The following is a 17,021-nucleotide window of genomic DNA, read 5'->3' on the forward strand; positions in this document are numbered from 1 at the left end:
TACGGCGCTGGTTCCACACCTTCCACACCGACCACGAGCCGGCGGCTCGGAGGGGAGTCGGCCGTATGCCGCAGCGACGGGTCATCACCGGCCGCAGCCAGGAGCCGCGTCAGAGGTTCGCCGAGGAGCTGCGGACCCTGCGGGCCGGGAGCGGGACGAGTCTGCGGCAGCTCGGCGAACGGCTGGGCTGGGACTACTCCCTGTTCGGCAAGATGGAGAAGGGCGAGACGCTCGGCAGCCCCGAGGTCGTCCAGGCCCTGGACCAGCACTACGGGACGCCGGGGCTGTTACTGGCGCTGTGGGAGCTCGCCGCCGGGGACCATACGCAGTTCCGCGAGCGGTACCGGCGGTACATGGCGCTGGAGGCCGAGGCGGTGAGTCTGTGGCATTTCGCGGTGAGCGTGCTGCCGGGGTTGTTGCAGACGCCGGGGTATGCGCGCGAGGTGCTGGGGGCGGGCGGACTCCGGGGGAAGGAACTGGAGCAGCAGGTCGAGGCCCGGATGGGGCGGCGGGAGTTGCTGGAGGGAGAGGACGCGCCGCCGTTCCGGACGATCCTGTCGGAGGCGGTGCTGCGGACGCCGTTGCGGGAAGTGGCGGAGTGGCGTGGGCAGTTGGAGTACCTGAGGGAAGCTGCGGATCGTCCCCATGTGACGGTCCACGTGCTTCTGCACAGTGCAGGGCTGCACGGTCTCATGAGCGCAGACATGTGGTACCTGCTCCTTCCCGAGGGCAGGACCGTCGCGTATACCGAGAACGGATACCGGGGCGAACTCATCGAGGAATCCGCACCTGTTGTGCGTTTGCAGAAGACGTACGATGCGGTGCGCGACTTGGCGCTCACCCCGGCGGAATCGCGCAAGTTCATTCTGCGGATGTTGGAGGAAGCAACGTGCGAACCATCGACCTGAGCGACGCTTCTTGGCGGAAGAGCAGCTACAGCAACCAGGACGGTGGCGCGTGCGTCGAGGTCTCCGATGACTTCGCGGTCATCGTCCCGGTACGGGACAGCAAGGTGTCGCACGGGCCGGTTCTCGTGTTCCCGGCCGCTGGCTGGTCCTCCTTCGTCTCAGCGGTCAAGGGCGGACAGCTGAGCGCCTGAACGAGCAGGCCGACGGCCCCGCGACGGTTCGATCCGCGGGGCCGCACACTCGCCAAACAACCAGGTCAGGCGTCCTTCTTCACCGGTTCCAGAATCGCCACGCACTCCACGTGGTGCGTCATCGGGAACAGGTCGAACGCCCGCAGCATCCGGACCTTGTAGCCGCTGTCGCGGAAGTACGCCAGGTCGCGGGCCAGGGCTGCCGGGTCGCAGGCCACGTAGGCGATGCGGCGGGCGCCGAGCGACGCCAAGTGCTCCACCGTCTTCTTGCCCGCCCCCGCACGCGGCGGGTCCAGGACGATCAGGTCGACCTCGGTGATGCCCGTACGCGGGAGGACCGATTCGACCTTGCCCTGTTCGATGCGGACGCGGTCGAACGCGGCCAGGTTGTGACGGGCGTCCTCGACCGCGCGCTTGCCCGACTCGATGCCCAGCACCGCGCCCTGGTCGCCGATGCGGTCCGCGATCGCGCCGGCGAAGAGGCCGACGCCGCAGTACAGGTCGAGCGCCATCTCGCCCTTGCGGGGCAGCAGGCCCTGCATGACGGCCTTGACCAGCGTGTCCGCCGCCTGCGGGTGCACCTGCCAGAAACCGCCGCTGCCGACGCGGTGCGTGCGGCCGTCGGCGCGCTCGCGGACGAACCCGCGGCCGTGGACCCGGTGGATGCCGCCGTCCTTCTCGTCGACGCGCAGCACGGAGACCGGCTTGTCGAGTTCGACCAGGGGCAGGCGTGCGCCGGGGCGCGGGGTCAGGATGACCTGGCGGTCCTGGGAGCCCGTCGCCGCGATCGCCTCGATGGACTCCATGCCCGTCCAGTCGCGCTTCTCGATGCCGAGTTCGGAGACGCCCGGCGCCGCGATCATGCAGTGCTCGACCGGCTCGACCTCGTGCGAGCGGTGGCGGCGCAGGCCGGCCTTCCCGGTGTCGGGGTCGACCGCGTACTGCACGCGCGTGCGCCACTGCGGGACCTCACCCGCCGGGAGCTTGTCGCCCTCGGCCGGCATGACCGTGCCGTCCCAGCCGGCCTCCTCGGGCGTGAGGCCCGCGAGGCGCTGGAGCTGCTCGGCGATGACCTCGCCCTTGAGGCGGCGCTGCGCGCCCGGCTTGGCGTGCTGCCAGTCGCAGCCGCCGCAGCGGCCGGGGCCGGCGTACGGGCAGGGCGCCTCGACGCGGTCCTTGGACGCCTCGATGACGGTGACCGCGTCGGCGCGCAGGAAGCGGGCGCCTTCCTCGCCGTCCGTGACGCGGGCCACGACCTTCTCGCCGGGCAGCGCGTGCCGGACGAACAGGACCTGGCCCTCGTTCGTGCGGGCGATGCAGTGGCCACCATGGGCGACGGGGCCGATCTCGACCTCGTACTCCTCCCCGACCAGCGACTTCTTCGGTTCTGCCTGCATGGCGGGGGACTCCACAACGTAAGAAAGCAAGGGACACGGCGAACGGCCGGACAACAGCCCACCAGTCTACGTGGGTGTTGTCCGGCCGCTCGCCACACGACAGCCGAGGGGGTCAGCCCTTGTTCGAGGGCTCCTTCGGGCGCTTCTCGACCGGGCCGCGGCGCACCGCACCCGGCGCGTTCCACTCGGAGCGCCTGCGGGCCCGCTTCTTGGCGGCCTCGGAGGACTCCAGCTGGTAGGGCACGGAGGTGACCATGATGCCGGGGGTGAACAGGAGGCGGCCCTTGAGGCGCAGGGCGGACTGGTTGTGGAGCAGGTGCTCGTACCAGTGGCCGACCACGTACTCGGGGATGATCACGCTGACCGCGTCGCGCGGGGAGTCGCGGCGCAGGCTCTTCACGTACTCGATGATCGGGCGCGTGATCTCGCGGTAGGGCGAGTCGAGGACCTTGAGCGGTACGTCGATGCCGCGCCGCTCCCACTCCTCGCGCAGGGCCTTCGTCTCGGCCGGATCGACGTTCACGCTGAGCGCCTCGAGGGTGTCGCTGCGCATGAGCTTCGCGTAGGCGAGGGCGCGCAGCGTCGGGCGGTGGATCTTGGAGACGAGGACGATCGAGTGGACGCGGGACGGCCGGACGCTGTCGTCGGTCGGCGTCTCGGGGGCCTGGATCTCCTCGGCCACGCGGTCGTAGTGCTTACGGATCGCGGTCATCGTCGCGTAGAAGATGCACATGCCGAGGAGGGCGACCCAGGCGCCGTGCGTGAACTTCGTGACGAGGACCACGACGAGCACGAGGCCGGTGAAGAACGCGCCGAAGGTGTTGATGGCGCGCGAGCGGACCATGTGGCGGCGCTTGGCCTGGTCCTTCTCGGTGCGCAGATGGCGGTTCCAGTGCCGGACCATGCCGGTCTGGCTCAGCGTGAACGAGACGAACACGCCGACGATGTACAGCTGGATCAGTCGCGTCGAGTCGGCGCCGTAGATGACGACGAGGAGCGCCGCGGCGCCGGCGAGGAGCACGATGCCGTTCGAGAACGCGAGGCGGTCGCCGCGGGTGTGCAGCTGGCGCGGCAGGTAGCGGTCCTGGGCGAGGATCGAGCCGAGGAGCGGGAAGCCGTTGTACGCGGTGTTGGCCGCGAGGAAGAGGACCAGCGCGGTGGCCGCGGCGAGGATGATGAAGAGGAAGCTGCCCTTACCGAAGACGGCCTCGGCGACCTGGGAGATCACCGGGTTCTGGACGTAGCTCCCGCCGACCGCGACGCCGTTGTGGATCAGGTCGGTCGCCGGGTTCTCGGCCATGCGGACGTTGGTCGACATGGCCAGGGCGATGATGCCGCAGAACATGGTGACGGCCAGCAGGCCCATCGCCGCGAGCGTGGTCGCCGCGTTCTTCGACTTCGGCTTGCGGAACGCCGGTACGCCGTTGCTGATCGCCTCGACACCGGTGAGCGCGGCACAGCCGGAGGAGAACGCGCGCAGCAGCAGGAAGACGAGGGCGAAGCCCGCGAGACCCTGGTGTTCGGCCTTGATGTGGAAGTCGGCGGTGGGCGCCTTCATGGTGTCGTCGAGGACGAGCCCGCGGAACGCGCCCCACGCGATCATGATGAAGACGCCGGCCACGAAGACGTAGGTCGGGATGGCGAAGAGCTTCCCGGACTCCTTCACGCCGCGCAGGTTCATCAGCGTGAGCAGCACGATGACGATGACGGCGCACAGGACCTTGTGCTCGACGACGAACGGGATCGCCGAGCCGAGGTTCTCGATGCCGGAGGCGATCGACACGGCGACGGTGAGGACGTAGTCGACGAGGAGGGCGCTCGCGACGGTGAGTCCGGCCTTGGGGCCGAGGTTCGTGGTCGCGACCTCGTAGTCACCGCCGCCGCTCGGGTACGCGTGGACGTTCTGGCGGTAGGAGGCGACCACGGTGAACATCAGCACCACGACCGCGACGGCGATCCAGGGGCTGAAGTGGTACGCCGACACGCCCGCGATGGAGAGGACCAGCAGCACCTCTCCCGGCGCATAGGCCACGGAGGACAGCGGGTCGGAGGCGAAAACGGGGAGGGCGATGCGCTTCGGCAGGAGCGTTTCTCCGAGCCGGTCGCTGCGCAGAGCGCGCCCGATCAAGATCCGTTTGGGCACGTCGGTCAGTTTGGACACGCAGAGGATCGTAAGCGTTCGAACGGGGGGCCGCCCACCCACCACCCCCCAAGTGCACCGGAACCTCACACAAGGCCTCGCACCGGGCCTCACGCCGGGCGGTCCTGGCGAGGGGTTTCGGCCTCAGCCGCGGCCGGTCCGGGCGACGGCCCGTCCCGCCTTTTCCCAGTTCGAACGCAGCCGGGACAGATAGTCGGCGGCCTGGCTGCCGGGCGTCGCGCCGCGCGCGAAGGCCTGCATGTTCCCCGCGCCCGCGTTGTAGCCGAGGGCGAGCAACTCGTCCTTGTCGTACGGGCCCGAGGGGTGCGCGGGCAGTTGCCGCGCCAGGTCGTGGAGGTACCAGGCAGCCGCGCGCACGGCAAGGTCCCGGTCGTCGGGCAGCTCCTCCCACCGGCGCCCCGCGAAGGCCCGGCCCCGCTTGGTCTCGTCGAACGCGGCGCGGTGCATGTTGGCGATCCCGAAGGCGGCGCCCGGCTTGTAGCGCTGCCAGGCGCGCTCCAGGGCGGGGTCGTGGGGTTTGTACGACTCGTTGTAGAGGATCGCCATGAGGAGCCGCGGGCTGACGCCGGCCTCGGCGGCGCGGGCCCGGACCTGCGGGGCGTAGGCCGCCGGGTCGTACTTGCCTGAGGGGGTGGTGGGGCTGCCGGGGCTGGGCTTCGGCGTGGAGGTCGTGGGCGTTCGCGAGGGGTGGGCGGACGCATCCGGCTTCCTCGTGGCCCCCGTAGCTCCCGTGGCGCCACCGGTCCCGTCCGTGCTCGTATCCCCCGACCGCCCGCACGCCCAGGACACCAGGAGGACGAGCAGCACCGCGCCCCAGAGCCAGGGCCTGCGCCTGGTCTGCCCGCCCCGCTCCGCCATCCCCCGGCCTCCTCTGACGAAAGACCCTAGGCCCCGGCCCCGCGGAGCCGGCGGGCCGGGTTCGGGTCGGCCCGTTCGGCGAGCCGGCCGACCAGCAGCCGCACCACGGCCACGATGTCCGGGTCGTCCACGAAGTAGACCTGGCGGCGCCCTTCGCGCCGGGACCGGACGAGCCCGGCGAGCTTCAGCTTGGTCAGATGCTGGCTCACGGCGGGCAGCGCGCCGCCGACGCGGTCGGCGAGGCCTGTGACATCGCTCTCACCCTGCGCGAGGGCCCACACGATGTGCAGCCGGGCCGAGGAGGCGAGCAGTCCGAACGCGCCGGCAGCCTCCGCGATGACCTCGGCGGGCGGGTCGTCGAAGGCGGGCCGGTCATCGAAGTCGCGTACGCGCGTCACCACCGTCGTCGTCCTCTTCCACATCCGCGTCGGCTCACCGGGCCAAGGAGGACCCCAGTCTAGGTGGGCACTGTGACGCCCGTAACGCCGCTGTGGTCCGGGTTTACGCGCGAGAGAAGGGGTGGATACGGTGCGGGAGATGTCCCGCAGCCACCTCCCCGCGCAACGGCCGGTCGCACCTCGGGGTGACCACACCGCGCCGTTGCCGGAACCCGCGTCCGCACCCGCCGCGCTCCCGCCGGAGAAGCCGCCGACGGCGCACGGGCCGGCCGCGGACAAGCCGGACGAGCAGCGCACGGCCATGAAGAGTCCGCACAGGCTGCCGGTGGTAGCGGGGAAGCCGGACACGCAGCCCGCCAAGCCGCGCGACGCGTTCTTCGACAACGCCAAGTAACTGGCCATCGTCCTCGTCGCGATGGGTCACGCCTGGGAGCCCCTGCGCGGCGACAGCCGGGCGGCGGCCGCCCTCTACATCACCGTCTACACCTTCCACATGCCGGCGTTCATCGTCATCTCCGGCTACTTCTCGCGCAGTTTCGACGCGAGCCCGGGACGCCTCAAGCGCCTGGTGACCGGGGTCGCCGTGCCGTACGTGATCTTCGAGGTCGCGTACACCTTCTTCAAGCGCTGGGCGAACGACGACCCGACCTACCCGATCAGTCTCCTCGACCCCTGGTACCTGACCTGGTTCCTGATCGCGCTGTTCATCTGGCGGCTCACCACCCCGCTGTGGAAGATCGTCCGCCTGCCCGTGCCGCTCGCGCTGGCCATCGCGGTGCTCGCCGCCGTCTCCCCCGACATCGGCGACGACCTCGACCTCCAGCGCGTCCTGCAGTTCCTCCCCTTCTTCGTGCTCGGCCTCGTCCTCAAGCCGGAGCACTTCCAGCTCGTACGCCGTCGCGAGGCGCGGATCCTGGCCGTCCCCGTCGTCGCGGCCGCCCTGCTGTTCGCCTACTGGGCGGCCCCGCGCATGAACGCCGCCTGGTTCTACCGCCGGGACAGCGCCCAGGAACTCGGCGCCCCCGGCTGGTCGGGCGCCGTCATGACACTCGCCATGTTCGGCTGCTCCGTCGTCCTCGTCGCGTGCTTCTTCGCCTGGGTCCCGCGCCGCAAGACGTGGTTCACGGCACTCGGCGCAGGCACCCTGTACGGCTATCTCCTGCACGGGTTCGTCGCCAAGGGCTCCCGCTTCTGGGACTGGTACGACCTTCGGTGGCTGCACACCCCGCTCGGCGAGATCACCGTCACGCTGGCCGCCGCCGCTCTCATCACCAGCCTGTGCACCCCGCCCGTGCAACGCCTCTTCCGCTTCGCGATGGAACCGGAGATGAAGTGGGCGTTCAGGCGGGACGCCGCCGAGATCGCGGGCAGGGGCGGCGCGCGGCCAAGCTGATCAAGCTTCCGGCTACGCGGATGCAGGCAACGGAGGCCATGCGGCTTAAGCTCGTCTCCTGGCAACGCGGCACGCGATTGCCTCTAGTTGCCCGGCAGACTGAGAGAGAAGAGTGAGCGAGATGTTTTCGCAGGTCATCGGGGCGACCGGGAGTGCGGGGTAGCGGCCGGTGCACATCGTCATCATGGGGTGCGGCCGGGTGGGTTCAGCCCTGGCCCAGAACCTTGAGCAACAGGGGCACACGGTAGCGGTCATCGACCAGGACCCCACGGCGTTCCGCCGCCTGGGCTCCGGCTTCGGCGGCCGCCGCGTCACGGGGGTCGGCTTCGACCAGGACACCCTGCGCGAGGCGGGGATCGAGGAGGCCGGCGCGTTCGCGGCCGTCTCCAGCGGGGACAACTCGAACATCATCGCCGCCCGCGTGGCCCGCGAGATGTTCGGCATCGAGAACGTCGCGGCCCGTATCTACGACCCGCGTCGCGCCGAGGTCTACCAGCGCCTGGGCATCCCGACCGTCGCGACCGTGCGGTGGACCGCGGACCAGATGCTGCGCAGGCTCCTGCCGTCCGGCGCCGAGCCGCTGTGGCGCGACCCCACCGGGGGCGTCCAGCTCGCCGAGGTGCACGCCTCGGTCGCGTGGGTGGGCCACAAGATCAGCCGGCTCCAGGAGGAGACCGGCGTCCGGGTCGCGTTCGTCACCCGGCTCGGCGAGGCGATCCTGCCCACGTCGCAGACGGTCCTGCAGGAAGGCGACCTGGTGCACGTGATGATGCGCACCGACGACGTCGAGAAGGTCGAAGCGGCGTTCGCCGAGGGTCCTGAAGAGGAGGGCGGTCACTGATGAGGGTCGCCATTGCCGGAGCGGGCGCGGTGGGCCGGTCCATCGCCGGTGAGCTCCTGGAGAACGGGCACGAGGTCCTTCTCATCGACAAGGCGCCGACCGCCATCTCGGTCGAGCGCGTCCCGCAGGCGGAGTGGCTGCTCGCCGACGCCTGTGAGATCACGTCCCTGGACGAGGCGGCGCTCCAGCGCTGCAACGTGGTCATCGCGGCCACCGGCGACGACAAGGTCAACCTCGTCGTCTCGCTGCTCGCGAAGACCGAGTACGGGGTCCCGCGGGTCGTCGCCCGCGTGAACAACCCGAAGAACGAGTGGCTCTTCAATGAGTCGTGGGGCGTCGATGTCGCGGTCTCCACGCCGCGCCTCATGTCCGCGCTCGTCGAGGAGGCGGTGAGCGTGGGCGACCTGGTCCGCCTGCTGCGCTTCAGCCACGGCGACGCGAACCTGGTGGAGCTGACGCTGCCGCCCGAGTCGGCGCTGGCCGGCACGCGCGTGGGCGACGTCCAGTGGCCCGAGGACACGTCCCTGGTGACGATCATCCGCGGGACCCGTGTCCTGGCCCCGTCCCAGGAGGACTCGCTGGAGGCGGGCGACGAGCTGCTGTTCGTGGCCGCCCAGGCCCGCGAGGAACAGCTCGAGGACCTGCTGTCCGTCCGCCGCGAGGACGTCGCGGGCTGACGGTTCTTCCGTAGCTACGAGAAGGGGCCCCGGAGTCGAAACTCCGGGGCCCTTTTTGCTTCCAGATGCGCGGGGAACTGCGCGACAAGCCCTCACAGGCCCGCAGGCGCGAACGAGCCTCATACCTCCCGGCGATGGCGCGCTGCGCCCTCCTTGCGGGCAGCCTTCGCTTCCTTCTCGGCCTTCTCCTCCGCCTCCATCTCCGCGAACACGTCGATGGGCGCGGGCGCCTTCGCCAGGAAGACCCAGGTCAGCCAGACGGCGAGCAGGAAGGGCGGGATCTTCAGGGCGATCAGGACCCAGCCGAACTTCGTGGTGTCGGCCCACCAGTACATCGGGAAGAGGATCGCGCACTTGGCGAGCAGGATCAGGCCCCAGGCCCAACTGGCCTTCGCGTAGGCCTTCTTGCGGCCGGGGTTGCGCGTGCGCCAGGAGAGGTTCTCCTTGAAGACCGGTCCCAGTATCAGGCCGATCAGCGGCACCCCGCACAGCGTGGTGACGATGTAGGCGACGGCCAGGCCCAGCGTGTAGAGCATGCCGGGCAGATAGAAGTCCTTGGCATTGCCCGTCATCATCGCGAAGACGACGCCGAAGGCCACGCCGAAGACGCCGCTGAAGGCGTGCTTGACAGTGCCCTTCATGACCAGGCGGACCACGACCAGGACCAGGGACACCGCGAGGGCCGCGACGGCCGACATGTGCAGGTCCTTGTTGATCGTGAAGATGGTCACGAAGAGGAGACCGGGAACGACGGTCTCCACCAAGCCCCGCACGCCACCGAAGGCCTCGAAGAGGGCGGCCTCGGTCACCGCCTTCGAGTCGGATTCCTGATCCGCGGTCGGCTTGTCGAGGGACGTCACCGGCTACTCCCGTCCGAGCGGTCTGAGTTCATATTTCGGGTTGAAGAGCACCCTACGGCCCCGGCTCATCGAGACCCGTCCGGAAGCGATCAGCTTGCGGCCCGGTTCGATGCCGACGATGGACCGGCGGCCGAGCCATACGACGTCCAGAGCCGCGGAGCCGTCGAACAGCTCCGCCTCCAGGGCCGGGACTCCGGCGCGTGGTCGGAGGGTGACCGTGCGCAAGGTACCAGTAACCGTGACTATCTGCCGGTCCTGACAGTCCCCGATGCGGGTACAGCCCGTGGTCTGCGAGTCCTCGCGCAGCTCTTCCGACTCCAGATCCTGCTGGGAGGAGGACAGCCGGTCGAGCATGCGCCGGAAGCGGCCTGCCGGCTTCTCGGACGGCGTATCGGAACGAGGGACAGCAGTCATAAATCAAGCGTACCGGGGGGCGGGGACAACGGATGAGCGGGTCAGCGCTCGAAGCGATACCCCATGCCGGGCTCCGTGATGAAGTGCCGCGGGTGGGAGGGGTCCGACTCCAGTTTGCGGCGGAGCTGGGCCATGTAGACGCGCAGATAGTTCGTCTCGGTGCCGTAGGAGGGGCCCCAGACCTCCTGGAGGAGCTGCTTCTGGCTGACCAGGCGGCCCGTGTTGCGGACCAGGACCTCCAGGAGGTGCCACTCGGTGGGGGTCAGGCGTACGTCGCGGCCGTCGCGGTTGACCTTCTTCGCGGCCAGGTCGACGGTGAAGTCGTCGGTGTCGACGATGCCCTCGTCCTCGCCGCCGCCGGTGGGCTCGGCCCGGCGGACCGCGGCGCGCAGGCGGGCCAGGAGCTCGTCCATGCCGAACGGCTTGGTGACGTAGTCGTCGGCGCCCGCGTCGAGCGCCTCGACCTTCTCGTCGGAGGAGTGACGCGCGGACAGCACCAGGATCGGAACGCGGGTCCAGCCGCGCAGGCCCTTGATCACCTCGACGCCGTCCATGTCGGGCAGGCCCAGGTCGAGCACGACCACGTCGGGGTGGAACGCGGCGGCGAGCTGGAGGGCGCCCGCGCCGTCGGCCGCGGCCTCCACCTCGTACTTGCGCGCCTTCAGGTTGATGACGAGGGCGCGCACGATCTGCGGCTCGTCGTCGACCACGAGCACCCGGGTCATGCGTACCTGCCTCTCTGAGCAATGGCTGAGCTGGTGGGGCCGGCCGGCGGGCGGCCGGTCGCGGCGGTGAGCGTGAGGACCATGGTCAGGCCCCCGCCGGGGGTGTCCTCCGCCGTGAGCGTGCCGCTCATCGCCTCGACGAAGCCGCGCGCGACGGCGAGGCCGAGGCCCACTCCGGCGCCGCGCGGTGCGTCACCGTAGCGCTGGAACGGGGCGAAGATGCGGTCCTTCGCGGTGTCGGGGACACCGGGACCGCGGTCCACGACGCGTACCTCGACGCGGTCGCCGAGTGTGCTGGCCGCCACGAGGACCGTCTCGTCCTCGGGGCTGTACTTGACCGCGTTCTCGACGATATTGGCGACGGCGCGCTCCAGGAGTCCCTTGTCCACGGTGACCATGGGCAGGCTCTCCGGAATGTCGAGGTCGACGCTGCCGTCGGGGACGCCCACCAGCGCCATCGGGACCACCTCATCGAGATCGATCTCGCGCATCAGCGGGGTGACGGTGCCGGTCTGGAGGCGGGACATGTCGAGGAGGTTGCCGACCAGGTGGTCGAGGCGGTCGGCGCCCTCCTCGATGCCGGCGAGGAGTTCCGCCTGGTCCTCCTCGGACCAGGCGACGTCGTCGGAGCGCAGGGAGGAGACGGCGGCCTTGATACCGGCGAGCGGGGTCCGCAGGTCGTGGCTGACGGCCGCGAGCAGGGCGGTGCGGATGCGGTTGCCCTCGGCGAGGGTGCGGGCCTGGTCCGCCTCGGACTGGAGGCGCTGGCGGTCGAGGACGACGGCGGCCTGGGCCGCGAAGGCGGCGAGGACGCGGCGGTCCTCGGCGGGCAGCACCCGGCCGGACAGGGCGAGCGCCATGTGGTCGCCGACCGGCATGTCGACGTCCGCGTTCTCGGGGCGTTCCAGGGGGTGCGGGCCGACGCTGGCTGCGCGGGTCCACGGCTCGACGTCGCTCGCGCGTTCGAGAAGGGCGACGGAGTCCATGGCGAAGGTCTCGCGGACCCGGTCGAGCAGCGCGTCGAGGCTGTTCTCGCCGCGCAGGACGCTGCCGGCGAGGAAGGAGAGGATCTCGGACTCGGCCCGCAGCCGTGCGGCCTGGTGGGTACGCCGGGCCGCGAGGTCGACGACGGAGGCGACCGACACCGCGACCCCTACGAAGATCACGATGGCGACGATGTTCTTGGGGTCGGCGACGGTGAACAGGTGCAGCGGCGGCGTGAAGTAGTAGTTCAGGAGGAGCGAGCCGACGGCGGCCGAGGCCAGCGCCGGCAGGAGACCGCCGACGAGGGCGGCGGCCACCGTCACGGACAGGAAGAGGAGCATGTCGTTCGCGAGGCCGAGATCGGTGGCGACATGGGTGAGCGCGAGGGACAGCAGGGCGGGCCCGCCGACGCCGATGAGCCAGCCCCAGATGATGCGGGAGCGGCCGAGGCGCGCGCCACGTGTGACGGGGAGGCCGCGCCCCTTGGCCACTTCCTCGTGGGTGACGATGTGCACGTCGAGGTCGGGGCCCGACTCGCGGGCGACGGTCATGCCGACGCCGGGTCCGAAGACGTACTGCCACGTCTTGCGGCGCGAGGAGCCCAGCACGATCTGTGTCGCGTTGACGCCGCGTGCGAACTCGAGGAGCGCGGCCGGTATGTCGTCCCCTATGACGTGGTGGAACGTGCCGCCCAGGTCCTCGACGAGGGTGCGCTGGAGCGCGAGCTCCTTGGGGGAGGCGGCGGTGAGGCCGTCGCTGCGGGCGATGTAGACGGCGAGGATCTCGCTGCCCGAGCCCTTGGCTGCCATCCGCGCCGCGCGCCTGACGAGGGTGCGGCCCTCGGGTCCGCCGGTCAGGCCGACGACGATGCGCTCGCGGGCCTGCCAGGTGGAACGGATGTTGTGTTCGCCGCGGTACTGCTGGAGGTATTCGTCGACGCGGTCGGCCACCCAGAGCAGGGCCAGTTCGCGCAGGGCGGTGAGATTGCCGGGGCGGAAGTAGTTGGAGAGGGAGGCGTCGATGCGGTCCGGCTTGTAGATGTTGCCGTGGGCCATGCGGCGGCGCAGCGCCTCGGGCGACATGTCGACCAGTTCGATCTGGTCGGCGCGGCGCACGACCTCGTCGGGGACGGTCTCGCGCTGGCGCACGCCGGTGATCGATTCGACGACGTCGCCGAGTGACTCCAGGTGCTGGATGTTGACGGTGGACACGACGTCGATGCCGGCCGCGAGGAGTTCCTCGACGTCCTGCCAGCGCTTGGCGTTGCGCGAGCCGGGCACGTTCGTGTGGGCGAGTTCGTCCACCAGGGCGACTTCGGGGCGGCGGGCGAGTACGGCGTCGACGTCCATCTCGGTGAAGACGGCGCCGCGGTAGGTCAGCTCTTTGCGGGCGATCTGTTCGAGCCCGTGGAGCATCACCTCCGTACGGGGCCTGCCGTGGTGCTCGACGAAGCCGACGGCGCAGTCCGTGCCCCGCTCGATACGGCGGTGGCCCTCGGAGAGCATCGCGTAGGTCTTGCCGACGCCCGGTGCCGCACCGAGGTAGATCCGAAGCTTGCCGCGTCCCATGGCCCCATTGTCTTCCCGCTGCACGTGTTGTACGCAGCGTCGACCCTACGGCCACCAATTGCGGCAAATGGGGCGAGGGAGCCGCGGACGTGCGTCTTTGACGCAACTCTGATGCGGGCCACTCCGCACCGGCGGCGTTTCGGTCAGCGCCGCCCCGACGTCTCCCCTGACGCCGCGATTTCCGTGATCTCGCCGTCGCGCAGTTCGAGGACCCGGTCGGCGAGGTCGAGCAGCGCGGCGTCGTGGGTGGCGACGAGCGCGGTGACGTGTTCGCTGCGGACGACGGCGCGCAGCAGCTCCATGACGGCGAGTCCGGTCTCGGCGTCGAGCTGGCCGGTGGGTTCGTCGGCGATGAGGAGGGCGGGCCGGTTGGCGAGCGCGCGGGCGATGGCGACGCGCTGCTGCTGGCCGCCGGACAGTTCGGCGGGGCGCTGCTTGGCGTGGTCGGCGAGGCCGACGAGGGCGAGGAGCAGCTCGACGCGCTCCTCGCGTTCGCGGGGGTCGGCCTTGCGCAGCCGCATCGGCACCCCGACGTTCTCGGCGGCGGACAGGATCGGGATCAGGCCGAAGGACTGGAAGATGAAGCCGATGCGGTCACGGCGCAGCTCCAGGAGCCCGTTCTCGCCGAGTCCGGAGAGGTCCTGTCCGTCGACGGTGATGCGCCCGCCGTCGGGTTCGTCGAGCCCGCCGACGAGGTTGAGGAGTGTCGTCTTGCCGGATCCCGAGCGGCCCTTGAGGGCGACGAGTTCGCCGCGCGGTACCTCGAAGGAGACGCCGCGCAGGGCGTGCACGGCCGCGGCCCCGGTGCCGTACGAGCGGTGCAGGTCCTCGATGACGACCATGGGGCCGCCGCCGTCCTGGTCGAGGACGGCGGTCCCCGCTTCCGTGCTCTCACTCATGTGCGCTCCCCTTGCGTTCCCCGGCCGGGCGCCAGTATGGTCACGCGGCGCCCGGCCGGGCAATGGCCCGGATCAGTTGGGGTTCTCGGCGTGGGTCAGGGTCTCCCAGGCGACGAACAGGTTGTTGGAGCCCGCCGGGCGGTTCTGCTCGGTGAGTTTCTGGGTGTTCGTCATGGCGTTGCCGAGGCGGGTGTGCATCGCGTTGTAGCCGACCTCGGTGACAGGCCCGAGCCCGCGTGTGACGGACCCGCCGCACAGCCAGCTCGGCGGCGCCTCGCCCAGCTCGTACTTGGCATGGAAGCCGAGGGCCTGCTGGAGGCGCTGCCCGACGTCGGTGCCGTACAGGTCCTGGCCCTGGATGCGGCTGGTCTCGGCGATGTGGGAGATGGCGGAGATGCCGTATCCGGTGTGCGTGAAGTCGCGGCAGGTCTCCTGGGTGAGGCCGGTGACGAAGGTGGACTGTCCCTGCCAGTAGCTGACGATCTTGGCCTTGGTGTCGAGGTTCTGGCTCGGCACGGTCTTCGGCAGGTCGCCGTCCGAGGCGAGGTAGACGTAGGCGGCCGTGCGCGTACGGAACTTGGCCATGGCCTTGTCGTACGACGTCCTGTCCTCCAGGAAGACGGAGATGCCGACGGCGGCCTCCATCATCGACAGCTCCCAATTGCCGTTGGAGTTGGAGCCGTTGATGACCTTGGGGAGGTACACGTCGCGCAGCATCGTCCGGAAACGGCCCTCGTTCGCCCAGCCGCCGGTGTACGTGTACTTGATGATCTCGGCGGCCTTGGGCCAGGAGGAGCCGGCCCAGCCGGTCTGGAGCGGCGCGTTGCTGTTGGTGTGCTCCTTGATGGTGGCCGACCAGGCGTCCATCAGCTCGATGGACTTCTTCGCGTAGCGGTCGTCGCGCGAGATGTACCAGGCGAGGGCGTCGGTGTACGCGGCTATCGCGTCCTCACGCTCGTCGGTGCAGCCGTAGTTGGGGTTGGAGTAGGAGCCGCACTCGACGGTGGCGCGGGGTTTGGCGGTGCGGGTGAGGGAGGCGTACTTGCTCGCCAGCATCTGGTCGTACGCGCCCTTCCAGGGCTGGGCACCGGCGTCGACCTTGTCGCGGGCGAAGTCGAGCTGCCCCTTGGAGACGGTGACGCCCGGGTGGGCGAAGGTGGCGGGCGCGGCGTCGGCGCGGTCGGCGCCGGGCCAGGCGAGGAGGGTGGCGACGAGTGCCGTGGTGGTCGTCGCCAGGGTGGCGAGGAGGGCGGCGCGTCGTCTGCGCCGGTGACGGGCGGGGGCCGGTGTGTTCGGCATGTGGGGGGCCATCCGTTCTTCTACGTGAACGCGAAGTACCTTTATGAACACGGGTGTTGGCCGCAGACCCTAGGTACGTACCAGCCCTCCGTCAAGAGGTGAAGAAAGAGCCGCAGTTCAGCCGCCGGAGCGGTCGTCGCGATCCGGCCATACGCCCACGTGGCCCGCCTCACCCGAGAACCGAACCCGGCCGCGCGGCCCGTACCGCTCCACGTGGTCCCGCGGCAGCTGGAGCCGGCCCGCCCGGTCCAGAACCGTGAACTCCTCGCCCTCTCCCCCGCGTTCGCGCAAGGTCTCCGCCGAGGTGCGGCCGTCGCGGATTCCGTCAAGGTGCGGCCGTCGCTGATACGGACCGTGCGGCGCGTCCGGCCGGACACGAGCGGTTCGTGGGCGACGACGAGAACCGTCGCGCCCAGCTCCCTTTCGGCGCGGCGCGCGGCCGTGAACTGGACTCACGAACGGTGCAGGTCGGCGAAACGGCGACCCCGCACCCCGGCAGGCACCCGCCGTACATCCACGAGCCGCCCTCCCCCGGTGCGCGGCGCATTGCGGCTCATCAGGGGGTTACGCGAAGGCCTCGCAATGGTCCGGGCAGCCTTGAACTGCCGAGCCACGCAACGCCGATGGGCCGCACACTCCGGTGGAGTGTGCGGCCCATCGATGGCCGTAAGGGTGCGGCTCAGCGCACCTCGGTGATCTCGGGGCCGCGCGCCAGCTGCCCCATGCCGCCGGCGAACCGGGAGCCTTCCTGCGGCTCCTGCTGCACGCCCTCGGCAACCATCTGCGCGTCGTCCGGCAGCTTCAGGACGATCGGGTCCCGCGGAGCCATCGGGCCATCACCGCGGACCACGACGGTGTCCCGGAAGATCTGCTCGAGGAGCCCGGCGGCCTGCGGCTGCACCGCGCCCTGCCCGGAGATCACTCCACGCAGGAACCAGCGGGGGCCGTCGACGCCGATGAACCGGACGACCTGGAAGCCGCCCGTGCCGTCCGGCAGCTGCACCGGCACCTGGGCCCGCAGCTCCCAGCCGAGCGGACCCTCGACCTCGTCGATCACGCCACCCTGCTGAGTGATGCCCGAGGCGATCTCCTCACGGACCTCGCCCCAGATGCCCTCCTTCTTGGGGGCGGCGAAGCCCTGGAGCTGCACAGCGCTGTCCTGGAGGACGACGGTGGCCGCGACGATCGCGTCGCCCGCGACCTCGACCCGCAGCTCCATGCCCTCGACTCCGGGGACGAAGAGTCCGCCCAGGTCCACGCGGCCCTCACCGGGCTCGCGGACCTCGGAGGCGTCCCAGGGGCCGTCGGGACGCGGCTCGGGCTCGAGCCGCACGCGCTGCGGCTCGCCCTCGCCCGCGTCGCTGTCGCCGGCTACGCCGTCGACGACCTGCTCGGCCTCGCCCGCCGCGTCATCGGCGGCGCCGTTCTTCTTGCGACGTCCGAACACG

At 70.5% G+C, this 17,021-nt stretch carries 16 protein-coding genes and 1 pseudogene; 5 read left to right on the forward strand and 12 right to left on the reverse strand.

Features of this window, described 5'->3' with window-relative positions; genetic code table 11:
* Positions 1 to 65 precede the first annotated feature (65 nt).
* Entirely contained in the window at positions 66 to 908 is an 843-nt protein-coding gene (locus tag OG456_RS09035) for a helix-turn-helix transcriptional regulator (protein WP_266558971.1), read from the forward strand.
* Positions 890 to 1,099, forward strand: coding sequence for a DUF397 domain-containing protein (locus OG456_RS09040; RefSeq protein ID WP_266558973.1), 210 nt, complete (start codon positions 890 to 892; stop codon positions 1,097 to 1,099). The genes OG456_RS09035 and OG456_RS09040 overlap by 19 nt, the downstream gene beginning before the upstream one ends.
* Positions 1,100 to 1,164: 65 nt before the next feature.
* On the opposite strand, the gene OG456_RS09045 is transcribed toward OG456_RS09040, so the two are convergent.
* From OG456_RS09045 to OG456_RS09060, 4 genes are all read right to left on the reverse strand, one after another.
* Positions 1,165 to 2,496: a class I SAM-dependent RNA methyltransferase gene (locus OG456_RS09045; RefSeq protein WP_266558975.1), complete on the reverse strand. Its 1,332-nt coding sequence runs from the start codon at positions 2,494 to 2,496 to the stop codon at positions 1,165 to 1,167.
* A 112-nt stretch (positions 2,497 to 2,608) separates the two neighbouring features.
* On the reverse strand, positions 2,609 to 4,657 hold the full coding sequence (locus OG456_RS09050; protein WP_266558977.1) for an APC family permease: 2,049 nt from the start codon (positions 4,655 to 4,657) through the stop codon (positions 2,609 to 2,611).
* A gap of 123 nt (positions 4,658 to 4,780) precedes the next feature.
* The gene (locus OG456_RS09055; RefSeq protein ID WP_266558979.1) at positions 4,781 to 5,515 is read right to left on the reverse strand and encodes a transglycosylase SLT domain-containing protein; all 735 of its coding nucleotides are present in this window, start codon (positions 5,513 to 5,515) and stop codon (positions 4,781 to 4,783) included.
* A gap of 26 nt (positions 5,516 to 5,541) precedes the next feature.
* Positions 5,542 to 5,913 carry a metalloregulator ArsR/SmtB family transcription factor gene (locus OG456_RS09060; protein WP_227300612.1) on the reverse strand — a complete coding sequence of 124 codons (372 nt, stop codon included), beginning with the start codon at positions 5,911 to 5,913 and terminating at the stop codon, positions 5,542 to 5,544.
* A gap of 301 nt (positions 5,914 to 6,214) precedes the next feature.
* On the opposite strand from OG456_RS09060, the pseudogene OG456_RS09065 reads away from it, so the two are divergent.
* The 3 genes and pseudogenes from OG456_RS09065 (at position 6,215) to OG456_RS09075 (ending at position 8,824) form a co-directional block, all read left to right on the forward strand.
* A pseudogene (locus tag OG456_RS09065) lies at positions 6,215 to 7,306 on the forward strand (acyltransferase family protein).
* Positions 7,307 to 7,475: 169 nt separating this feature from the next.
* Positions 7,476 to 8,147 carry a TrkA family potassium uptake protein gene (locus OG456_RS09070; protein WP_116508874.1) on the forward strand — a complete coding sequence of 224 codons (672 nt, stop codon included), beginning with the start codon at positions 7,476 to 7,478 and terminating at the stop codon, positions 8,145 to 8,147.
* Positions 8,147 to 8,824 (forward strand): TrkA family potassium uptake protein, encoded by a 678-nt coding sequence (locus tag OG456_RS09075; RefSeq protein WP_116508876.1) that lies wholly within the window; start codon positions 8,147 to 8,149, stop codon positions 8,822 to 8,824. Before OG456_RS09070 ends, OG456_RS09075 begins: the two co-directional genes overlap by 1 nt.
* 119 nt (positions 8,825 to 8,943) lie before the next feature.
* On the opposite strand, the gene OG456_RS09080 is transcribed toward OG456_RS09075, so the two are convergent.
* The 8 genes from OG456_RS09080 to OG456_RS09115 all read right to left on the reverse strand — a co-directional run bounded on the left by OG456_RS09080 (position 8,944) and on the right by OG456_RS09115 (position 17,020).
* The gene (locus OG456_RS09080; protein ID WP_266558983.1) at positions 8,944 to 9,684 is read right to left on the reverse strand and encodes a DUF3159 domain-containing protein; all 741 of its coding nucleotides are present in this window, start codon (positions 9,682 to 9,684) and stop codon (positions 8,944 to 8,946) included.
* A 3-nt stretch (positions 9,685 to 9,687) separates the two neighbouring features.
* Positions 9,688 to 10,098, reverse strand: coding sequence for an OB-fold nucleic acid binding domain-containing protein (locus OG456_RS09085; RefSeq protein WP_266558985.1), 411 nt, complete (start codon positions 10,096 to 10,098; stop codon positions 9,688 to 9,690).
* A gap of 41 nt (positions 10,099 to 10,139) precedes the next feature.
* Entirely contained in the window at positions 10,140 to 10,823 is a 684-nt protein-coding gene (locus OG456_RS09090; protein WP_266558987.1) for a response regulator, read from the reverse strand.
* Complete coding sequence (locus OG456_RS09095) at positions 10,820 to 13,375, reverse strand: sensor histidine kinase KdpD (protein ID WP_266558989.1); 2,556 nt, start codon at positions 13,373 to 13,375, stop codon at positions 10,820 to 10,822. The genes OG456_RS09090 and OG456_RS09095 overlap by 4 nt, the downstream gene beginning before the upstream one ends.
* A gap of 143 nt (positions 13,376 to 13,518) precedes the next feature.
* The gene (locus OG456_RS09100; RefSeq protein ID WP_266558991.1) at positions 13,519 to 14,274 is read right to left on the reverse strand and encodes an ABC transporter ATP-binding protein; all 756 of its coding nucleotides are present in this window, start codon (positions 14,272 to 14,274) and stop codon (positions 13,519 to 13,521) included.
* 72 nt (positions 14,275 to 14,346) lie between these two features.
* The gene (locus OG456_RS09105) at positions 14,347 to 15,573 is read right to left on the reverse strand and encodes an alginate lyase family protein (protein ID WP_266558993.1); all 1,227 of its coding nucleotides are present in this window, start codon (positions 15,571 to 15,573) and stop codon (positions 14,347 to 14,349) included.
* 117 nt (positions 15,574 to 15,690) lie between these two features.
* Positions 15,691 to 15,864 (reverse strand): hypothetical protein, encoded by a 174-nt coding sequence (locus OG456_RS09110; protein WP_266558995.1) that lies wholly within the window; start codon positions 15,862 to 15,864, stop codon positions 15,691 to 15,693.
* A gap of 388 nt (positions 15,865 to 16,252) precedes the next feature.
* The gene (locus OG456_RS09115) at positions 16,253 to 17,020 is read right to left on the reverse strand and encodes a DUF3710 domain-containing protein (RefSeq protein WP_266558997.1); all 768 of its coding nucleotides are present in this window, start codon (positions 17,018 to 17,020) and stop codon (positions 16,253 to 16,255) included.
* Between the last annotated feature and the right edge of the window lies 1 nt (position 17,021).

This window comes from Streptomyces sp. NBC_01446, assembly GCF_026340095.1.
GTDB lineage: Bacteria > Actinomycetota > Actinomycetes > Streptomycetales > Streptomycetaceae > Streptomyces > Streptomyces aureus.

Excerpts from the sequence above, each read along its gene's own strand:
- OG456_RS09035 (WP_266558971.1), top strand. The coding sequence starts at position 66 with ATGCCGCAGCGACGGGTCATCACCGGCCGCAGCCAGGAGCCGCGTCAG.
- OG456_RS09045 (WP_266558975.1), bottom strand. The coding sequence starts at position 2,496 with ATGCAGGCAGAACCGAAGAAGTCGCTGGTCGGGGAGGAGTACGAGGTC.
- OG456_RS09055 (WP_266558979.1), bottom strand. The coding sequence starts at position 5,515 with ATGGCGGAGCGGGGCGGGCAGACCAGGCGCAGGCCCTGGCTCTGGGGC.
- OG456_RS09075 (WP_116508876.1), top strand. The coding sequence starts at position 8,147 with ATGAGGGTCGCCATTGCCGGAGCGGGCGCGGTGGGCCGGTCCATCGCC.
- OG456_RS09085 (WP_266558985.1), bottom strand. The coding sequence starts at position 10,098 with ATGACTGCTGTCCCTCGTTCCGATACGCCGTCCGAGAAGCCGGCAGGC.
- OG456_RS09090 (WP_266558987.1), bottom strand. The coding sequence starts at position 10,823 with ATGACCCGGGTGCTCGTGGTCGACGACGAGCCGCAGATCGTGCGCGCC.
- OG456_RS09095 (WP_266558989.1), bottom strand. The coding sequence starts at position 13,375 with ATGGGACGCGGCAAGCTTCGGATCTACCTCGGTGCGGCACCGGGCGTC.
- OG456_RS09100 (WP_266558991.1), bottom strand. The coding sequence starts at position 14,274 with ATGAGTGAGAGCACGGAAGCGGGGACCGCCGTCCTCGACCAGGACGGC.
- OG456_RS09105 (WP_266558993.1), bottom strand. The coding sequence starts at position 15,573 with ATGCCGAACACACCGGCCCCCGCCCGTCACCGGCGCAGACGACGCGCC.